This window comes from Aminobacter sp. SR38, from assembly GCF_014843375.1.
In the GTDB taxonomy this organism is placed as follows: Bacteria; Pseudomonadota; Alphaproteobacteria; order Rhizobiales; family Rhizobiaceae; genus Aminobacter; species Aminobacter ciceronei.
This window is the reverse complement of sequence record NZ_CP062112.1, coordinates 2,946,460-2,964,457: the sequence shown is the minus strand read 5'-3', so window position 1 is coordinate 2,964,457 and position 17,998 is coordinate 2,946,460. Positions and strand designations below refer to the sequence as shown.

At 64.1% G+C, this 17,998-nt stretch carries 16 protein-coding genes and 1 pseudogene; 16 read left to right on the top strand and 1 reads right to left on the bottom strand.

Going from position 1 to position 17,998, the window contains the following annotated elements:
- The first annotated feature begins 47 nt into the window (after positions 1–47).
- The 8 genes and pseudogenes from pheS to IG197_RS14415 all read left to right on the top strand — a co-directional run bounded on the left by pheS (position 48) and on the right by IG197_RS14415 (position 7,724).
- The gene (pheS, locus tag IG197_RS14450) at positions 48–1,133 is read left to right on the top strand and encodes a phenylalanine--tRNA ligase subunit alpha (RefSeq protein WP_192312786.1); all 1,086 of its coding nucleotides are present in this window, start codon (positions 48–50) and stop codon (positions 1,131–1,133) included.
- Complete coding sequence (locus tag IG197_RS14445; protein ID WP_067955708.1) at positions 1,130–1,561, top strand: ASCH domain-containing protein; 432 nt, start codon at positions 1,130–1,132, stop codon at positions 1,559–1,561. Before pheS ends, IG197_RS14445 begins: the two co-directional genes overlap by 4 nt.
- Positions 1,558–3,963 (top strand): phenylalanine--tRNA ligase subunit beta, encoded by a 2,406-nt coding sequence (gene pheT / locus IG197_RS14440; RefSeq protein WP_192312783.1) that lies wholly within the window; start codon positions 1,558–1,560, stop codon positions 3,961–3,963. The genes IG197_RS14445 and pheT overlap by 4 nt, the downstream gene beginning before the upstream one ends.
- 18 nt (positions 3,964–3,981) lie before the next feature.
- A pseudogene (locus IG197_RS14435) lies at positions 3,982–4,537 on the top strand (nucleotidyltransferase family protein).
- 57 nt (positions 4,538–4,594) lie between these two features.
- Positions 4,595–5,173 carry a cytochrome b gene (locus IG197_RS14430; RefSeq protein WP_371746459.1) on the top strand — a complete coding sequence of 193 codons (579 nt, stop codon included), beginning with the start codon at positions 4,595–4,597 and terminating at the stop codon, positions 5,171–5,173.
- Between the two features lie 69 nt (positions 5,174–5,242).
- The gene (locus tag IG197_RS14425) at positions 5,243–5,833 is read left to right on the top strand and encodes a YceI family protein (RefSeq protein ID WP_192312777.1); all 591 of its coding nucleotides are present in this window, start codon (positions 5,243–5,245) and stop codon (positions 5,831–5,833) included.
- Positions 5,834–5,922: 89 nt separating this feature from the next.
- Positions 5,923–6,909 carry a Gfo/Idh/MocA family protein gene (locus IG197_RS14420; protein WP_192312775.1) on the top strand — a complete coding sequence of 329 codons (987 nt, stop codon included), beginning with the start codon at positions 5,923–5,925 and terminating at the stop codon, positions 6,907–6,909.
- Positions 6,910–7,025: 116 nt separating this feature from the next.
- The gene (locus IG197_RS14415) at positions 7,026–7,724 is read left to right on the top strand and encodes a spermidine synthase (RefSeq protein ID WP_192312772.1); all 699 of its coding nucleotides are present in this window, start codon (positions 7,026–7,028) and stop codon (positions 7,722–7,724) included.
- Positions 7,725–8,048: 324 nt separating this feature from the next.
- Here the strand turns inward: IG197_RS14415 and IG197_RS14410 are convergent, their stop codons facing one another.
- Entirely contained in the window at positions 8,049–9,161 is a 1,113-nt protein-coding gene (locus IG197_RS14410; protein WP_192312770.1) for a zinc metalloprotease HtpX, read from the bottom strand.
- Between the two features lie 214 nt (positions 9,162–9,375).
- Here IG197_RS14410 and dnaK point away from each other — a divergent pair, with 214 nt between their 5' ends.
- From dnaK to IG197_RS14370, 8 genes are all read left to right on the top strand, one after another.
- Complete coding sequence (gene dnaK / locus IG197_RS14405; protein ID WP_067955694.1) at positions 9,376–11,292, top strand: molecular chaperone DnaK; 1,917 nt, start codon at positions 9,376–9,378, stop codon at positions 11,290–11,292.
- Between the two features lie 168 nt (positions 11,293–11,460).
- Complete coding sequence (locus IG197_RS14400; protein WP_192312768.1) at positions 11,461–12,552, top strand: acyltransferase; 1,092 nt, start codon at positions 11,461–11,463, stop codon at positions 12,550–12,552.
- A 165-nt stretch (positions 12,553–12,717) separates the two neighbouring features.
- Positions 12,718–13,851: a molecular chaperone DnaJ gene (gene dnaJ, locus IG197_RS14395; protein ID WP_192312766.1), complete on the top strand. Its 1,134-nt coding sequence runs from the start codon at positions 12,718–12,720 to the stop codon at positions 13,849–13,851.
- Positions 13,852–13,950: 99 nt separating this feature from the next.
- On the top strand, positions 13,951–14,556 hold the full coding sequence (gene pmtA / locus IG197_RS14390; protein WP_192312764.1) for a phospholipid N-methyltransferase PmtA: 606 nt from the start codon (positions 13,951–13,953) through the stop codon (positions 14,554–14,556).
- 90 nt (positions 14,557–14,646) lie between these two features.
- Positions 14,647–15,243, top strand: a complete 597-nt coding sequence (locus IG197_RS14385; protein WP_067965870.1) for an NADPH-dependent FMN reductase — start codon at positions 14,647–14,649, stop codon at positions 15,241–15,243.
- On the top strand, positions 15,240–15,941 hold the full coding sequence (gene pyrF, locus IG197_RS14380; protein ID WP_192312762.1) for an orotidine-5'-phosphate decarboxylase: 702 nt from the start codon (positions 15,240–15,242) through the stop codon (positions 15,939–15,941). The genes IG197_RS14385 and pyrF overlap by 4 nt, the downstream gene beginning before the upstream one ends.
- Before the next feature lie 146 nt (positions 15,942–16,087).
- Entirely contained in the window at positions 16,088–16,375 is a 288-nt protein-coding gene (locus tag IG197_RS14375) for a DUF1330 domain-containing protein (RefSeq protein ID WP_055982026.1), read from the top strand.
- Positions 16,376–16,668: 293 nt separating this feature from the next.
- Complete coding sequence (locus IG197_RS14370; protein WP_192312760.1) at positions 16,669–17,940, top strand: polyhydroxyalkanoate depolymerase; 1,272 nt, start codon at positions 16,669–16,671, stop codon at positions 17,938–17,940.
- The last annotated feature ends 58 nt before the right edge of the window (positions 17,941–17,998 follow it).

The window sequence follows — 17,998 nt, the reverse complement described above, 5'->3', positions numbered from 1 at the left end:
TTCTTTTGCCGCAACGAACGGCCGCAGGGCCGCAACGGAACTGGACCATGAGCGATCTTGAAACTCTCGAACAATCGCTGCTGAGCGACATCGCTTCGGCCTCCGACGAGCAGGCGATCGAGGCGGTGCGCGTCGCCGCCCTCGGCAAGAAGGGCTCGGTCTCGGAGATGCTGAAGACCCTCGGCGCGATGAGCGCCGAAGAGCGCCAGACCAAGGGGCCGGCGATCAACGGCCTGAAGAACCGGGTCACCGACGCGCTCTCGGCCCGCAAGAGCGAGTTGCGCGATGTCGCCATTACCGCCCGCCTCGTCGCAGAGAAGATCGATGTCACCTTGCCGGTGCGTCAGTCGCCGGCCGAGCGCGGCCGCATCCATCCGATCAGCCAGGTCATCGACGAGATCGCGGCGATTTTCGGCGACCTCGGCTTTGCCATCGCCGAAGGTCCCGATGTCGAGACCGACCACTACAATTTCACCGCGCTCAACTTCCCCGTCGGCCACCCGGCGCGCGAGATGCACGACACTTTCTTCTTCCCGCCCGACCAGAATGGCGAGCGCAAGCTTTTGCGCACCCACACCTCGCCGGTGCAGATCCGCACCATGGAGACGCAGAAGCCGCCGATCCGCATCGTCATTCCCGGCAAGACCTATCGCCAGGATTCGGACGCCACGCACTCGCCGATGTTCCATCAGGTCGAGGGCCTGGTGATCGACAAGACCGCCAACATCGCCAACATGAAGTGGGTGCTGGAGGAGTTCTGCAAGGCGTTCTTCGAGGTCCCCTCGGTCAAGATGCGCTTCCGTCCGTCCTTCTTCCCGTTCACCGAGCCGAGCCTCGAGGTCGACATCCAATGCGACCGTTCGCGTCCCGGCGAAGTACGTTTCGGCGAAGGCAACGACTGGATGGAGATCCTCGGCTGCGGCATGGTGCACCCGAACGTGCTGCGCCATGGCGGCCTCGATCCCGACGAGTATCAGGGCTTCGCCTGGGGCATGGGTATCGACCGCATCGCCATGCTGAAATACGGCATGCCCGATCTGCGCGCTTTCTTCGACGCCGATGTCCGCTGGCTCCAGCACTATGGCTTCCGCCCGCTCGACATGCCGACCCTGTTCGGTGGCCTGAGCGCATGAGTGACGCTGCCGACCGATATGCCGGTGCGGTGACCTTCGCCTTCGGCGACAGCCCGGAGCTCGCCGACGAGCTGCTGGCGCTGGTGCTGTCAGGGCGTAAGACCGCGACCTGCGGCGCCTTGCGCGACTACGGCGGCGCTGAGCCGGTGCCCGAGGTCGGCCGCAGGGATGTCGTGCTCGACGGCCAGGGCCGCCGTGCCGCTGTCATCGAAACCGTCGAGGCGATCCAGCGCCGCTTCGACGAGGTCGATGCGGAGTTTGCCGCCGCGGAAGGCGAGGGTGACCTGTCCTATGAATATTGGCGTCAGGCCCACGAGGCCTATTTCGCCCGCAATGGCGGCTTTTCGCCTGACATGATTTTGGTTTGTGAGCGGTTCCGGGTGGTGGAAGTGCTCGACCGCAACGACACGAAACGAGTGAACCCATGAAATTCACCCTCTCCTGGCTCAAGGATCATCTCGACACCGACGCCTCGCTCGACCAGATCGTCGAGCGCCTGACGTCGATCGGCCTCGAAGTTGAGTCCGTCGACGACAAGGCGGCCCTCAAGCCTTTCGTCATCGCCGAGGTGCTGACGGCAAACAGGCATCCCGACGCCGACAAGCTGCAGGTTCTCACCGTCGACACCGGTGACGGCAAGCCCGTCCAGGTCGTCTGCGGCGCGCCCAATGCACGGGCCGGGCTGATCGGCGTCTTCGCCGCTCCCGGCGCCTATGTGCCCGGCATCGACGTGACGCTGTCGGTCGGCAAGATCCGCGGCGTTGAAAGCCACGGCATGATGTGCTCCGAGCGCGAGCTTCAGCTGTCGGATGAGCATAATGGCATCATCGACCTGCCGGCTGATGCGCCGGTCGGCACGTCCTTCGCGGCCTACGCGCATCTCGACGACCCGGTCATCGAGATCAACCTGACGCCGAACCGTCCCGACGCCACCAGCGTCCATGGCATCGCCCGCGATCTCGCGGCGTCCGGCCTCGGCACGCTCAAGGGCGGTAAGGTCGAGCCGGTCGCCGGTGATGGCGAATGCCCGGTCAAGGTGTCGATCGAGGCGCCGGAGCTCTGCCCGGGTTTCGCGCTGCGCCTTGTGCGCGGCGTCAAGAACGGTCCCTCGCCCAAATGGATGCAGCAGCGCCTGCTGGCCATCGGCCTCAGGCCCATCAACGCGCTGGTCGACATCACCAATTACGTCACCTTCGACCATGGCCGTCCGCTGCACGTCTTCGACGCCAGCAAGGTTGCCGGCAATCTCGTCGTCCGCCGTGGCCGCGAAGGCGACAAGGTGCTGGCGCTCGACGGCCGCGAATACGCGCTGACATCGGAGATGTGCGTCATCGCGGATGACAATGGCGTCGAATCCATCGCCGGCGTCATGGGCGGCGAGCATTCGGGCTGCGACGAGAACACGACGGACGTGCTGATCGAGTCGGCGCTGTGGGCACCGCTCAACGTCGCCCGTACCGGCCGCACGCTCGGCATCATCACCGATGCGCGCTACCGCTTCGAGCGTGGTGTCGACCCCGAATTCATGGTTCCGGGTGTCGAGCTGGCAACGAAGCTGGTGCTGGAACTCTGCGGTGGCCAGCCGACCAGGACCGATGTGACAGGTTATGCCGGTCACACGGCCAAGGTCGTCTCCTTGCCATTGTCCGAGGTCAAGCGCCTGACCGGTATCGAGGTGCCGAAGGCCGAGAGCCTCGACATCCTCACCCGCCTCGGCTTTGGCGTGAGCGGCGATGGCGACGTCGTCGAGGTTTCCGTGCCGTCCTGGCGTCCCGACGTCGACGGCAAGGCCGACCTGGTCGAGGAGGTCATGCGCATCCACGGCGTCGACAACATCGCGCCGCAGCCGCTGGGCGCGCATGACGCCGTCAACGGCAAGATCCTGACCACGCTGCAGATTCGCACCCGCTCGGCGCGGCGCGCGCTCGCCGTGCGCGGCATGATGGAGGCCGTCACCTGGTCGTTCATCCCGGCCAGGCACGCCGAGCTGTTCGGCGGCGGCCAGGACAGCCTCAAGCTGTCGAACCCGATCGCAGCGGACATGTCCGACATGCGGCCGTCGCTGCTGCCCGGCCTGATCGCCGCTGCCCAGCGCAATGCCGACCGCGGCCTCGGCGACGTCGCCCTGTTCGAGGTCTCCGGCACCTATGAGAACGACACGGCCGAAGGCCAGCGTCGCGTCGCCTCTGGTGTCCGCCGCGGCACCGCCAAGCTTGAGGGCTCGGGCCGCAACTGGTCGGGCAATGCGGGCAATGTCGGCGTATTCGACGCCAAGGCCGATGCCATCGCCGCACTCGAAGCCTGCGGCGCACCCGTCGACCGGCTGCAGATCGAGACCGGCGCGCCGGCATGGTATCACCCGGGCCGCTCGGGCGTGATCAAGCTCGGCCCCAAGGTCGTGCTCGGCGCCTTCGGCGAGTTCCATCCGAGGACGCTCGAAGGCCTCGACGTGTCGGGCCCGCTCTGCGGCTTCGAGGTCTATGTTGATGCCATCCCCGAACCCAAGGCCAAGCCGACCAAGACCAAGCCGAAGCTCGAACTGTCGGCCTTCCAGGCCGTAAAGCGCGACTTCGCCTTCGTCGTCGACAAGGCGGTCGAGGCCGGCACATTGACGCGTGCCGCCCTCGCCGCCGACAAGAAGCTGATCACGGGCGTCTCGGTCTTCGACGTCTTCGAAGGCGCATCGCTCGGCGAAGGCAAGAAGTCGATCGCCATCGAGGTGTCGATCCAGCCGGTCGAGAAGACGCTGACCGACCAGGATTTCGAGGCGCTCGCGGCGCGCATCGTCGAGAACGTCAAGAAGCAGACCGGCGGCGCGCTCAGGAGCTGATCGTTCTCGGGGTGCAGGATGGAGCATCTGCGATACAAGGGCCTGCCTTTTGACGACCAGCGGCAGGTCCTGCTCGATATCCTCCTTGCCGACCCGATCGTCCGTCCGGCACTCGCCGTGGCCGAGAAACTCGCTCTGCCACAGTGGATGCTGGTTTCGGGTGCGCTCTACAACAGCGTCTGGAACCATCTGACCGGCCGCCCGGCCGGGCACGGCATCAAGGATCTCGACCTGTTCTATTTCGACGGCGCCGACCTCTCCTGGGAGGCCGAAGACGTGCATATCCGCCGGGGCAACGAGGCCTTTGCGCATCTGCCGCTGCCGGTCGAGATCCGAAACCAGGCCCGCGTGCATCTCTGGTTCGAGGATCATTTCGGCTCGCCGCGCGCTCCGCTCGGGTCGAGCGCCGAGTCGCTCGAGCATTTCGCTTCGCGCACCCATGCAGTCGGCCTCGCCCTTGTCGACGGCGCTGCGCGGGTCTGGGCGCCGTTCGGCCTCGAATCGCGCCACCCACGAGGCCAAGGGCCGGCGCGCCAGGGAGATGTGGCCGGAGGTCACAGTGTTCGACTGGTAGGCCTCTGTTCCGGGACGAATTCCGCTCCAGATTCGTTGTGCGACCGAGGTGCCGTCGATGCTGCGCAACACCACTACCCGCTACGGCTGGGCGGCGATCGTCCTGCACTGGCTGATCGCGGCTCTGTTCATCGGCCAGTTCGCGCTTGGGCTCGTCATGGTCCGCATTGCCAGCCAGCGCACCTCCTTCGAGCTGATCCAGCTGCACAAATCCTTCGGCTTCCTGCTGCTCGGGCTGGTGCTGCTCCGCATCGGCTGGCGGCTCGGCAACCTGAGCCCCGAGCTGCCCGACGAAGTCGACCCGCTGGAGCGCAAGGCAGCACCCATCGTGCATCTCCTGCTCTATGCCGCTCAGCTCGTCGTGCCGCTGTCCGGCTGGGCGCTGTTGTCGGTTTCGGTACTCGAAATCCCATCGGTGCCGTTCAATCTTTTCGTCATGCCGCATCTGCCGTTGCAGGTTTCCGATGCGGCCGAGACATTCTGGGTCTTCGGCCACAAATGGCTGGCCTATGCCGGCATCGCGCTGGTTGTGCTGCACATTCTGGCGGCGCTCCGGCACCATTTCTGGCTGCGTGATGTCGTGCTGGTTCGGATGATCTCGCCATTTTTCGCGAGGTCGCCACGAAAGCCGGAATAGCAGCTGCAATCCGTTCGTTTGTCTCGGTGCATGGCCCGGATGGGCCTTGCCATCAGGGAGTATGATGAGATGTCCGTGCATGTTTTTGGGCGTGTTTTGGGCGCTGCAGCCCTCATTGCGGTCGGTCTGCTCGGCGACACTGCCTCGGCGGTGGCGCTGTCCGATGCGGCCGGGCGCTATGCCGTTTCCAACAACGGTTCGAGCATCCGCTTTGCCATCGGCAAGATCGGCGGCGGCGGGCTCTCCGGCGCTTTCGGCCAGTTCAAGGGCACGATCCGCATCGACGGCGGCGACATTGCCCGCTCGAAGGTCGACATCACCATCTTTCCCGACAGTGTCGGTACCGGTCAGGGCCGTATCGACGCTTTCCTGAAGTCGGACGCCGTCTTCGACGTCGCCAATTCACGTGAGATCACCTTCCGTTCGACCAGTGTCCGGCGCACCGGCGACAATTCGGCTGTCATCACCGGCCAGCTGACGGCGCGCGGCCACACCAACACCGAAAAATTCACCGCCGAGCTGCAGGGCCTGAAGGGCGGACAGATCCGTTTCCGGGTCAGCGGCCAAGTGTTCCGCTCGCGTTACCAGATGGATGTCGGCACGCCGATCTATTCCAACATCGTTGCTTTCGACATGGAGTTCAGTGGCCGCCGCGGCTGAACCAGATAGGCTCTGGCATTTGGCGGCGGCTTCCGCCAATCTCCCGAAGCGGGCAAGTGGGCCAGCTTTTCCTTGTTTCCGGAGGCCAGATGTTTCGTTGGGGCGTACTTTCGACAGCCAAGATCGGCCGTGACCAGCTGTTGCCGGCGATCGCCGATTCCGACAATGGCGTGCTGGCCGCGGTCGCCAGCCGCGACGTCGGCAAGGCGCGCGCCCTGGCCGACCGCTTCGGCGCAGCACATGCCTTCGGCTCCTATGACGCGCTGCTTGCCTCCGACACCGTCGACGGCGTCTACATTCCGCTGCCGACCTCGCAACATCTCGAATGGGCGGCAAAGGCGGCCGAGGCCGGGAAGCACGTGCTGGTCGAAAAGCCGTTGGCGCTGAAGGCCGAGGACATCGTGCCGCTGATCGCCATCCGCGACCGCAACAAGGTGATCGTCTCCGAAGCCTTCATGGTCACCTATCATCCGCAATGGCTGAAGGTGCGCGACCTGATCGCAGCCGGGGCCATCGGCAAGCTCAAGCACGTCCAGGGCGCGTTTTCCTATTTCAACGTCGACCCCAACAACATGCGCAACCAGCTCGATCTTGGCGGCGGCGCCCTGCCCGATATAGGCGTCTACCCGACGGTCACGACGCGCTTTTCGACCGGCAAGGAGCCGATGCGGGTACAGGCGAGCATCGAACGCGACCCGAAATTCGGTACCGACATCTACTCCAGTGTCCGCGCCGATTTCGGCGATTTCGAACTTTCCTTTTATCTCTCGACCCAGCTCGCCAACCGCCAGCTGATGGTCTTCCACGGCGACAAGGGCTTCATCGAGATCCATGCGCCGTTCAATGCCGGGCTCTACGACCATCACCGCGTCGAGCTGCACAATGCCGGCCACAACGAGGCGACGGTGTTCCGCTTCCCCGGCGCTCAGCAGTACCGGCTGCAGGTCGAGACCTTTGTCCGTGCAGCGCAAGGGGGTGGAGACCACGTCTTCTCGCTCGAGCAGTCGGTGCTCAACCAGAAGGTCATCGATGCCATCTTCCGCGCCGGCGACCGTGACGGCTGGGAGGAGGTCTAGGCCATTGGGCCTCCGGGCTTTCGAGCCTGCCCACCATCGGCCGGGCGAAGGCTGTCGTTTGCGCCATGCTGTGCTAGGGAGCGCCGCATGAAGTCGGACAATGAAGGCGCGCGGCGATGATTCCCTGGGTAGTGCTCGACACGGCGAAGATTCCCGGCGGCGGCGAACTGCGGCTCAAGCAGCGCGGCACCGAGTTCTCGATCATGCTCGGCAGCAACGAGCTGATGAACAGCCGGCTGAGCGGCTCCGAGGAAGCGCTGGCCAAACTCGCCCATGAGCGCATCGGTGGCCGTTCCAAGCCCAACATCCTGATCGGCGGCCTCGGCATGGGTTTCACCTTGCGCGCAGCCCTTGCCCTGTTCGGCAAGGATGCCCGCATCGTCGTCGCCGAACTGGTATCAGAGGTCATCGCCTGGGCGCGCGGGCCGATGGCCGAACTCTTCGCCGGCTGCCTCGACGACCCGCGCGTCGAAATAGTGGAGGGCGATGTCGGCAAGCTCATCCGCGATGGCATGGGCGACTATGACGCCATTCTGCTCGACGTCGACAACGGTCCCGAGGGCCTGTCGCGCGACGCCAATGACAGCCTTTACAACTATACCGGGCTCTATGCGGCGAAGACCGCGCTGAAGCCGGGCGGCGTGCTGATCGTCTGGTCGCAAGGCCCCGACAAGTCGTTTTCGCGGCGCTTGCATGAAAGCGGCTTCGTCACCGACGAGGTCAAGGTCCGTGCCAGCACCAAGGGCAGCGGCGCTCGCCATGTCGTCTGGGTGGCGGCCAATCGCGGCGCGACGGCGGTGAAGGGGCGGAGATAGGGCGGCGCCCCTTCTTCAGTGTTGATGGGAAGTCACTCACTCCGGGTGAGCGAAGCGACACCCGGGCGCGATTGATCGGTTCGGCCATCCATGAAGCCAAGTTGCGATCCTTCGCACCCCCCTCTGGCCTGCCGGCCATCTCCCACACAAGGAGGGAGATTGGTCTCGTCGCCGGCGGTGCTCATCCTGCTGTATTGCAGGGATAAGCTTTGCGGCCTTATTGATTGGTCGCGGCGCCGATGACAGCTAAGATCGCCTGCAGGTCAGAAGGATCGTTGGTGACGAGCCACCCTGTTCAAAATCTCTTCACTTCGGCGCAAAAAATCACCACCACACGCCGCCGCGGGTCACCCGGATGCGCGGGCGGCCTTTGTCGGGTGGGTTGAGCGAGGCGTCGCAGGCGGGACGGCTGTCGTCGGCGAAGTCGGTGTTGGCGGCATTGATGAAGCCGCGCGCGCTTTGCGGCAAATACGTGCCGGGGCGGGCGCGGATCTTGGGGATCATCGACGGTCGGGCAACATGCGGCACAGCGGCGCTGTCGGCTGTAACGATGGGCTCCGGCGCCCCGGTGGTTTTCAGCGCCCTGAGCCGGGCGACGCGGTCGGCGGTGAGCGGGTGGGTGCGCAGCACCGAGGGGTCGGGGATGCGGCCGCTGGGCAGGAGGATGTTTTCCCACACCCTGCCCTGGGCACGTTCGAGCTTGGTCAACGCCGAGGCGAGGCCGTCCGGGTCGCCGGTGAGGATGGCGGCGCCAAGATCGGCGTCGAACTCGCGGGTGCGCGACAGCGCCATCTGCAGCAGGCCGCCGACGGTGGGTGCGGCAAGCAGCACCAGCACGGCGAGCCAGGGCACCTGGGTGCCGAAACCGCCGGCAAAACCGAACAGATTGAGAAACAGCGAGACCAGGCCGACAGTCGACATGAACGAGGTGAAGCGCGACACCATGTCGGCGAAGGCCATGACCTTCACGTCTTCATGGGCGATGTGGCTGATCTCATGGGCGATCACGCCGGCGAACTCGCGCGGGGTCAGGTTGCGGGCAAGCGCGTCAGTCACGGCGATGGCCGCGTCGTTGCGACGGCCGACGGCAAACGCGTTCATCATCTTCGACGGGATGACATAGAGTTTTGGCACCGCAGGCAGCTCGGCGCGGCGGGCGAGCTCTTCGACGATGCGGAAGCCGGCGGGGAAGTCGGCCGGCGTGACCTGCCGCGCCTTGTACATTGACAGCACCATCTGCGGGCTGATGCGCCGCACCGCCCACATGGAAAGCGCGCCAAAGACAAGGGCATAGAGGATGCCGGTGCTGCCTGCGAAGGCCCAGGCGGTGACCCCGAGCAGGAGCAGGCTGCCGGCGCCGAGCAGCCATGTTTGCGCCGTGTTCAGCGCGCGATTGCGTCGGCGTTCGAAAAGGTTGATGGATTGTAGCTCGCTCATGCCCCAAATATGAGCTTGTCACAGGCTTTTGCCGAGTCCCCTGCACGGAAAGTTGCAGAACGCTTGCGCTGTCAGGAGCCTGTTCTTATATACGCCGCAACACCGCTTCGGCCCGGAAAACCGGTATCTGGAGCGGCATTTCGAGTGAACAGGGGCTTTCGTCGGAACGCCTTCATGGGTCCAGAGAGCCTGCTTAGCGGAGAGAAGTACTAAAATGGCAAAAGTTATCGGCATCGATCTGGGAACGACCAATTCCTGCGTCGCCGTCATGGACGGCAAGGACGCGAAAGTCATCGAGAACGCGGAAGGCGCGCGCACGACCCCTTCCATTGTCGCCTTCAGCGGCGACGGCGAGCGTCTCGTCGGCCAGCCGGCCAAGCGCCAGGCGGTCACCAACCCTGAAAACACCGTCTTCGCGGTCAAGCGCCTGATCGGCCGTCGCTACGACGATCCGGTCACCGAAAAGGACAAGAAGCTGGTCCCCTATCACATCGTGAAGGGTGACAATGGAGACGCCTGGGTGGAAGCCGGCGACAAGAAGCAGTCGCCCAGCCAGATCTCGGCGATGATCCTGCAGAAGATGAAGGAAACGGCGGAAGCCTATCTCGGCGAGAAGGTCGAGAAGGCCGTCATCACCGTTCCGGCCTATTTCAACGACGCCCAGCGCCAGGCCACCAAGGACGCCGGCAAGATTGCCGGTCTGGAAGTGCTGCGCATCATCAACGAGCCGACCGCAGCTGCGCTGGCCTATGGCCTCGACAAGACCGAAGGCAAGACGATTGCCGTCTATGACCTTGGCGGCGGCACCTTCGATATCTCGGTTCTTGAGATCGGCGACGGCGTGTTCGAGGTGAAGTCGACCAACGGCGACACCTTCTTGGGCGGCGAAGACTTCGACATGCGCCTGGTCGAGTACCTGGCGGCCGAGTTCAAGAAGGAACAGGGCATCGACCTGAAGAACGACAAGCTTGCCCTGCAGCGCCTCAAGGAAGCTGCGGAGAAGGCTAAGATCGAGCTGTCGTCGACGACCCAGACTGAAATCAACCTGCCCTTCATCACCGCTGACGCGACCGGCCCGAAGCACCTGACGCTGAAGCTGTCGCGCGCCAAGTTCGAACAGTTGGTCGACGACCTCGTCCAGCGCACGATCGAGCCGTGCAAGGCAGCGCTCAGGGATGCCGGCCTGAAGGCAGGCGAGATCGACGAAGTGGTCCTGGTCGGCGGCATGACCCGCATGCCCAAGATCCAGGAGATCGTGAAGCAGTTCTTCGGCAAGGAGCCGCACAAGGGCGTCAACCCCGACGAGGTGGTTGCTCTCGGTGCTGCCATCCAGGCCGGCGTGCTGCAGGGCGACGTCAAGGACGTGCTGCTGCTCGACGTGACCCCGCTGTCTCTGGGCATCGAGACGCTGGGCGGCGTGTTCACCCGCCTGATCGAGCGCAACACCACGATCCCGACCAAGAAGAGCCAGGTCTTCTCGACTGCCGAGGACAGCCAGTCGGCGGTGACCATCCGCGTCTTCCAGGGTGAGCGTGAAATGGCTGCCGACAACAAGATGCTCGGCCAGTTCGACCTGGTCGGCATTCCGCCCGCACCGCGCGGCGTGCCGCAGATCGAAGTGACCTTCGACATCGACGCCAACGGCATCGTCAACGTCTCGGCCAAGGACAAGGGCACTGGCAAGGAGCACCAGATCCGCATCCAGGCATCTGGCGGTCTGTCCGACGCCGACATCGAGAAGATGGTCAAGGACGCCGAGGTCAATGCCGAGGCCGACAAGAAGCGCAAGGCACTGGTCGAGGCACGTAACCAGGCCGAAAGCCTGCTGAATTCCTCGGAGAAGTCGCTCAAGGAATATGGCGACAAGGTCACCGAAGCAGACCGCACTGCGATTTCGGATGCGATCGCAGCCCTGAGGACCGCGACCGAAGGCGACGACGCCGAAGCGATCAACGCCAAGTCGCAGGCGCTTGCCGAAGCTTCGATGAAGCTCGGCCAGGCCATGTACGAGGCTTCGCAGAAGGAAGCGGCCGAATCCGACGCCGCCGCCGATGCTGCCAAGGACAGCGACGTGGTCGACGCCGATTTCGAAGAGATCGACGACAACGACGACAAGAAGAAGTCGGCCTGATCGGATCGACATCCAGTCTAATCGGAAAGCCCGGCCATTGCGCCGGGCTTTTCTTTTGCGTCAAATACAGAGACTGTCGGCGTTTAAGCTTAAGGAAAGAATGTACAGGCAGGCTGTGGCTGGACCCGGCCGAGAATTGACCTCGGCGGTGCGGTGGTGGAGGGCGGCATGCACTTCAGGACGCTCGAAATCTGGCGGCTGGCCGCAGCTCTTACCGTGATGATGTGGCATTTCCTGCGCTATGCGCCGCCCGGACACGAGGCGGCGAGCAATGCGCTCTACCGGCTGATGCCGCTGATGGAAATGTTCTTCATGATCTCCGGCTTCCTGATCATGCTGCGTTATGCCGACACGCTTATGGCCGAGCCGGGATCGTTCCGCCGCTTCATCGTGCGCCGTCTGGCCCGGCTCTATCCGCTCTATCTGGTGACGCTGCTGTTCTTCTGCGTGGTTGCCGCGGCCCTGCATTTCGGCCTGGTGCAGACCCAGCAGCCCGAGCGTTATGCCTGGGCGGCGCTGCCAGCCAACCTGCTGCTGGTCCAGGCCTGGGGCCTGACCGACAATCTGACCTTCAACTATGTCAGCTGGACGCTGTCGGCAGAGTGGTTCTGCTATCTCGCCCTGCCCGTCATCGTCCTGGCTTATCGCCGCCACGGCAGGTTGGGACTGGCTGTGGTGGCGGCGTCCGCCGTCTCTGGGCTGGAGTTGGCGGTGATGCTGGGCTGGATCCCGTTTCCGAGCTGGCTCGAGGCCAACACCTGGGGCGCCTATCGCGCCTTTGCCGATTTCGCACTCGGCGCGATGGTGGCGGTGGCCATGCGGGACTCCAGGCTCAAGTTGTCGAGCCACCTGCCCGGCTGGCTGACCTTTGCCCTGGCGATCGCGGCCATGGCGACCCAGCAGAACGCCTATGTGATCGTGCTCTTGCTGGCGGCGGCGATGTTCCTCGCCGCCCTTGCCGAGCGCAACAATCCCGATGGCGCGCTTTATCTCAAGCCGTTGCATCCGTTCGGCCGCGTCTCGTTCGGCATCTACATGATCCACCCTGTCATCGAGACGCTGCTTTTGGCGCTGGTTTGGCGCAAGCTGGTCGAACCGCTCGAGGTGATCGGCTTCTACACCTTCTGGCTGGTGCCGGCGGCGACCGTCCTGGTGGTTGCGATGGCCTCGGACCGCTACTTTGAGGGGCCGGTGAGCCAGTATCTCAATTCCCGGTTGGGGGTGGAAAAGCCCAAAGCGGCACGTCGCCGTATCGCTTGAGCGGCCCCAAGGCCACAATGGCTGCAAATTTAGCCGATTTTCTGCCGAAATCTGCCGCTTCGGCCAACCGGCCTATGGCATACCGGCGCATGGTTTACTAAATCGGGGCCTATTACCACCGATGGCGCAATCCGGTGGCTGGCGCCGAGGCAGTGACGGGAAGATATGAAAGCTGATTTCTACGAAACGCTGGGTGTCCAGAAGGGCGCCGACGAGAAGGAGCTGAAGTCGGCCTTCCGCAAGCTTGCCATGCAGTTCCACCCCGACCGCAATCCGGGCGACGACGCGTGTGAGCACAAGTTCAAGGAAATCAATGAAGCCTACGAGACGTTGAAGGACCCGCAGAAGCGCGCCGCCTATGACCGCTTCGGCCACGCCGCCTTCGAGAATGGCGGCATGGGCAATGGCAGCGGCGGCGGTTTCGGTGCCGGCGGCTTCGCCGACATTTTCGAGGACATCTTCGGCGACATGATGGGCGGCGGGCGCCGCCGCTCCTCGGGTGGCCGCGAGCGCGGTGCCGACCTGCGCTACAACATGGAAATTTCGCTCGAGGAGGCCTTTGCCGGAAAGACCGCGCAAATCCGCGTGCCGACCTCGATCCTGTGCACCGAATGCGCCGGTTCGGGCGCCAAGCCCGGTACCCAGCCGGTGACCTGCTCGATGTGCCAGGGCCACGGCAAGGTGCGCGCCAGCCAGGGCTTCTTTTCGATCGAGCGCACCTGCCCGCAGTGCCAGGGCCGCGGCCAGACGATCAAGGACCCGTGCGGCAAGTGCGCCGGCCAGGGCCGCGTCACCGAAGAGCGCTCGCTGTCGGTCAACATCCCCTCGGGCATCGAGGACGGCACCCGCATCCGTCTCGCCAATGAAGGCGAGGCCGGCCTGCGCGGCGGCCCGTCAGGCGATCTCTACATCTTCCTGTCGGTCAAGCCGCACGAGTTCTTCCAGCGTGATGGTGCCGATCTCTATTGCAAGGTGCCGATCTCGATGACCACCGCCGCACTGGGCGGACAGTTCGAGGTGGCGACGCTCGACGGTACCCAGACCCGCGTAAAAGTGCCCGAAGGTACCCAGAACGGCCGCCAGTTCCGCCTCAAGGGCAAGGGCATGCCGGTGCTGCGCCAGCCGCAAGTCGGCGATCTCTACATCCAGACCGCCGTCGAGACGCCGCAGAACCTGACGCGGCGGCAGCGTGAGCTGCTCGAGGAATTCGAGAAGCTGTCGTCGACCGAGAACTCGCCGCAGTCGAGCGGTTTCTTCTCGCGCATGAAGGACTTTTTCGAGTCCTTCGGCGATAAATGAGGATGTTTCTGCCGTAACGGAAATTGAGCCAGCTTTCTGCTTGCGCTGGCCCACTTTGCTGTTATTTCTCCCCCCAGCAGCGGTGAGGAGATCGAAGCGATGCCACGCGGTTCCGGATTGCGCAAAACCCTTGCGGCAAGGTTCGACGACGAACTGAAGTTCTTCAAGGGCTGGATTGACAAGCCCAAGGCCGTCGGTTCGATCGTGCCGACCAGCTCGGTCACCGCCAAGCGCATGGCCTCGGTCATCAACACCCGCTCGGGCCTGCCGGTCCTGGAAGTCGGGCCCGGCACCGGCGTCATCACCAAGGCGATCCTCGCCCATGGCGTGCAGCCGGAGGATCTCTATACGGTCGAATATTCGGCCGATTTCGTCCAGCACCTGCGCCGCCTCTACCCAGGCGTGAACGTCATCGAGGGCGATGCCTTCGACCTCGACAACACGCTCGGTGACAAGAAGGACCTGATCTTCGATTCGGTCGTCTCGGGCGTGCCGCTGCTCAACTTTCCGGTCACCAGCCGCGTTGCCTATCTCGAGGGCCTGCTCAAGCGCATCCCTGCCGGACGGCCGGTGATCCAGCTGACCTACGGCCCGAAGTCGCCGATTCCTCCGGGCCTCGGCAACTACACCGTCGAGCATTTCGACTTCATCATCCGCAACATTCCGCCGACGCAGCTCTGGGTCTATCGCCGCGCCAAGCACTGAGCACAGCGGCCTTGATTTGGCCGGCTGATCGCCCCTATACCGTCGCCACGATGTTTGGTGCGTCTTGCCGGGCGTGCCACAGGATGGATGATGCCGCTCGTTCCCAGAATTCTCGTCTTTGCCGGTTCGATCAGGGCCGGCGCCTATAGCGGCCGCACGGCCGACATAGCGCAGAAGGAATTGGCGCTGCAGGGTGCCGAGGTGACGCGCATCTCGCTCGCCGACTATCCGCTGCCGATCATGGACGAAGACCTCGAGGAACGCGACGGCGTGCCCGAAAACGCCGTCAGGCTCGCCCGCCTGATCGACATGCACGACGCGGTGCTGATCGCGACGCCCGAATATAACGGCTCGATGCCGCCCTTGCTCAAGAACACCATCGACTGGGTCAGCCGCGTGCGTAGCGACGGCGGCAGGCGGCTTCAGCCTTATGCCGGCAAGCTGGTGGCGATCTGCTCGTCCTCCGACGGCCATTTCGCCGGCATCCGCAGCGCAACTCACCTGCGCGCGGTGCTGTCGCACATCCAGATGGAAGTGATTTCGCCGCAGGTTTCGGTGCCGCATGGCAGCGAAGCCTTCGACGACAACGGCGAATTCCGCGAGGAGCGCCTGCGCAAGGGCATGCAGCGGCTGTGCCAAACGCTTGTCGAACGAGCCACCATGATGTCGCGAAGGGTAGAACCATGAGCAGCATAGACACTGTACGCGACCGGCTGATCGTCGGCCTTGACCTGCCCACCGTCAAGGAAGCCGAAAGAGCGGTCCGCGAACTCGAAGGCACCGCGAGCTTCTACAAGATCGGTTACCAGCTGGCTTTTGCCGGAGGGCTCGACTTCGCCCGCGAACTGGCCAGCGGCGGCACCAAGGTGTTCCTCGACATGAAGCTGCTCGACATCGACAACACGGTGGCCAAGGGCGTCGAGAACATCGTCAAGATGGGCATGACCATGCTGACGCTGCATGCCTATCCCAAGGCGATGAAGGCGGCGGTCGAGGCAGCCAAAGGCAGCGACCTGTGCCTGCTCGCGGTAACGGTCCTCACCTCCATGGACGAAAAGGACATGATCGACGCGGGCTATGAATACGACCCGCACACGCTGGTGCTGCGCCGCGCCGAACAGGCGCTGCAGGCAAAGATGGGCGGCATCGTCTGCTCGGCCAGCGAAGCCTCGGCAGTGCGCCGCATCGTCGGGCCAGGCATGGCGGTGGTGACGCCGGGCATCCGCCCTGCAGGCAGCGACCATGGCGACCAGAAGCGGGTTGTTACCCCGGCCGACGCCATGCGCAACGGCTCGAGCCACCTCGTTGTTGCCCGCCCGATCGTCGGCGCGGTTGACAGGAAGGCTGCGGCGCAGGCTATCCTTGAGGAAATGGCAAAAGCCTAAGATTCCTCTGTGACGAACGCCCGCCGCGGTTGTCTCCGCTTCCGGTGCTCACGGAGCTGAATGTCCACTGTGCTCCGGTTCTCGACAACAACACCAGTCGGCTCGTCACAGCGCGTTTTGAAGATGGGGCAGCCCGGGAGGAAAGAATGACCAAGGCTTACTGGATCGCACGCGTCGATGTTCGCGACCCCGAGGGCTACAAGGGCTATGTCGCTGCGGCCAAGCCGGCCTTCGAACGCTTCGGTGCGAAGTTCATCGCCCGTGGCGGCGCCCATGAGGCGGTCGAGGGGCCTGGCCGGGCCCGCAATGTGATCATCGAGTTCGCCTCGATGGACGACGCGCGCAACTGCTACTTCTCGCCCGAATACCAGCACGCCAAGTCGATCCGCCAGCAGTTTGCCGATGGCGAAATCATGCTGGTCGAAGGCATCTAGCAGCTTCACAACACTCTGAATTGTCCTGCTCCGCCGTGCAGTCTTGCCCGGCGGGGCGATGGTGTTTGGCCGCCGGGCTGATTCGGGGTCTTTCGGCGTCGCACAACGTCAAGGGCGACAGGTGCTGAGCCGGCGGCGCGATTGAAAACGGATTTTCAACAGCTTGGACCAAAGAATGACCCTGTTTCACACCAAGTGAGATATTGCATCGCAGCAGATGTTTGTTAACTTCGCTGCATTGCATGACGGGCCTCCGGCCGGCTCGCCTCCCCGAATGGCCGTATGAGGACATCATGTTTTACCAGCTTTATGAATCGACCCATGCTGCGCTGCAGCCGGCCCGCGCCTATGCGGACGCCGTCAAGCTGTTCTACTCCAACCCGCTCAACCCGTTCTCGCACATGCCGGTCGGCCGCTCGGTGGCGGCGATGGCCGAACTGTTCGAGCGCACGACGCGCCGCTACGGCAAGCCCGCCTTCGGTCTCGACAAGACGGTTGTCGACTTCCAGCCGGTGGCGGTGACCGAGAAGGTCGCGTGGTCGCGGCCGTTCTGCAATCTGATCCGCTTCGAGCGCGACCTGCCCGCCGGCCGCCGCCCCGACCCCAAGCTTTTGATCGTGGCGCCGATGTCGGGCCACTATGCGACGCTGCTGCGTGGCACTGTCGAGGCAATGCTGCCGTATGCCGACGTCTACATCACCGATTGGGCCGATGCCCGCATGGTGCCGGTGACCGAAGGCAAGTTCGATCTCGACGACTACATCGATTATGTCATCGACATGTTCCACGCGCTGGGACCGGACACCCATGTGATGGCGGTGTGCCAGCCTTCGGTGCCGGTGCTCGCCGCAGTCGCCGTGATGGAGGCGCGCGGCGACCGCTTCGCGCCGTCGACGATGACGTTGATGGGCGGCCCGATCGACACCCGGCGCAATCCGACCGCCGTCAACGAACTGGCCGAGAAGAAGAGCATCGACTGGTTCCGCGACAACGTCATCATGCAGGTGCCGTGGCCGGCGCCCGGCTTTGCCCGCGAGGTCTATCCGGGCTTCCTGCAGTTGTCGGGTTTCATGACCATGAACCTCGACCGCCACATCATCGCCCACAAGGACTTCTTCATGCACCTGGTGAAGAACGATGGCGACGGGGCGGAGAAGCACCGCGACTTCTATGACGAATATCTGGCGGTGATGGACCTGACCGCCGAATTCTACCTGCAGACGGTCGACACCGTGTTCGTGCGCCACGCTTTGCCCAAGGGCGAGATGACCCATCGCGGCCAGCCCGTCGACACCTCGACAATCCGCAACGTCGCGCTGTTCACCGTCGAAGGCGAGAACGACGACATTTCGGGCCTCGGCCAGACGCAGGCAGCGCATGATCTGTGCGTCAACGTTCCCCAGGACATGAAGGCGCATTACATGCAGCCGGCTGTCGGCCATTACGGCGTCTTCAACGGCTCACGCTTCCGCGCCGAGATCGTGCCCCGCATCGTCGACTTCATGGCAAGCTATGGCGCATCCGCACGCAAGGCGGCCAAGCCTCGGCTGGTGCGCAAGGCCTGACGGCCGCCGCCCAGCCAGGTTCATCTTTTCCACAGGCAAGGCCCGGTGCAAACGCCGG

What these genes read in the sequence shown, in the direction of transcription:
- IG197_RS14375 (WP_055982026.1), top strand. Translation starts at nt 16,088, where the DNA reads ATGACCAAGGCTTACTGGATCGCACGCGTCGATGTTCGCGACCCCGAG.
- IG197_RS14445 (WP_067955708.1), top strand. Translation starts at nt 1,130, where the DNA reads ATGAGTGACGCTGCCGACCGATATGCCGGTGCGGTGACCTTCGCCTTC.
- dnaK (WP_067955694.1), top strand. Translation starts at nt 9,376, where the DNA reads ATGGCAAAAGTTATCGGCATCGATCTGGGAACGACCAATTCCTGCGTC.
- pyrF (WP_192312762.1), top strand. Translation starts at nt 15,240, where the DNA reads ATGAGCAGCATAGACACTGTACGCGACCGGCTGATCGTCGGCCTTGAC.
- IG197_RS14415 (WP_192312772.1), top strand. Translation starts at nt 7,026, where the DNA reads ATGATTCCCTGGGTAGTGCTCGACACGGCGAAGATTCCCGGCGGCGGC.
- IG197_RS14430 (WP_371746459.1), top strand. Translation starts at nt 4,595, where the DNA reads ATGCTGCGCAACACCACTACCCGCTACGGCTGGGCGGCGATCGTCCTG.
- dnaJ (WP_192312766.1), top strand. Translation starts at nt 12,718, where the DNA reads ATGAAAGCTGATTTCTACGAAACGCTGGGTGTCCAGAAGGGCGCCGAC.
- IG197_RS14370 (WP_192312760.1), top strand. Translation starts at nt 16,669, where the DNA reads ATGTTTTACCAGCTTTATGAATCGACCCATGCTGCGCTGCAGCCGGCC.
- IG197_RS14385 (WP_067965870.1), top strand. Translation starts at nt 14,647, where the DNA reads ATGCCGCTCGTTCCCAGAATTCTCGTCTTTGCCGGTTCGATCAGGGCC.
- IG197_RS14425 (WP_192312777.1), top strand. Translation starts at nt 5,243, where the DNA reads ATGTCCGTGCATGTTTTTGGGCGTGTTTTGGGCGCTGCAGCCCTCATT.
- IG197_RS14400 (WP_192312768.1), top strand. Translation starts at nt 11,461, where the DNA reads ATGCACTTCAGGACGCTCGAAATCTGGCGGCTGGCCGCAGCTCTTACC.
- pmtA (WP_192312764.1), top strand. Translation starts at nt 13,951, where the DNA reads ATGCCACGCGGTTCCGGATTGCGCAAAACCCTTGCGGCAAGGTTCGAC.
- IG197_RS14410 (WP_192312770.1), bottom strand. Translation starts at nt 9,161, where the DNA reads ATGAGCGAGCTACAATCCATCAACCTTTTCGAACGCCGACGCAATCGC.
- IG197_RS14420 (WP_192312775.1), top strand. Translation starts at nt 5,923, where the DNA reads ATGTTTCGTTGGGGCGTACTTTCGACAGCCAAGATCGGCCGTGACCAG.
- pheT (WP_192312783.1), top strand. Translation starts at nt 1,558, where the DNA reads ATGAAATTCACCCTCTCCTGGCTCAAGGATCATCTCGACACCGACGCC.
- pheS (WP_192312786.1), top strand. Translation starts at nt 48, where the DNA reads ATGAGCGATCTTGAAACTCTCGAACAATCGCTGCTGAGCGACATCGCT.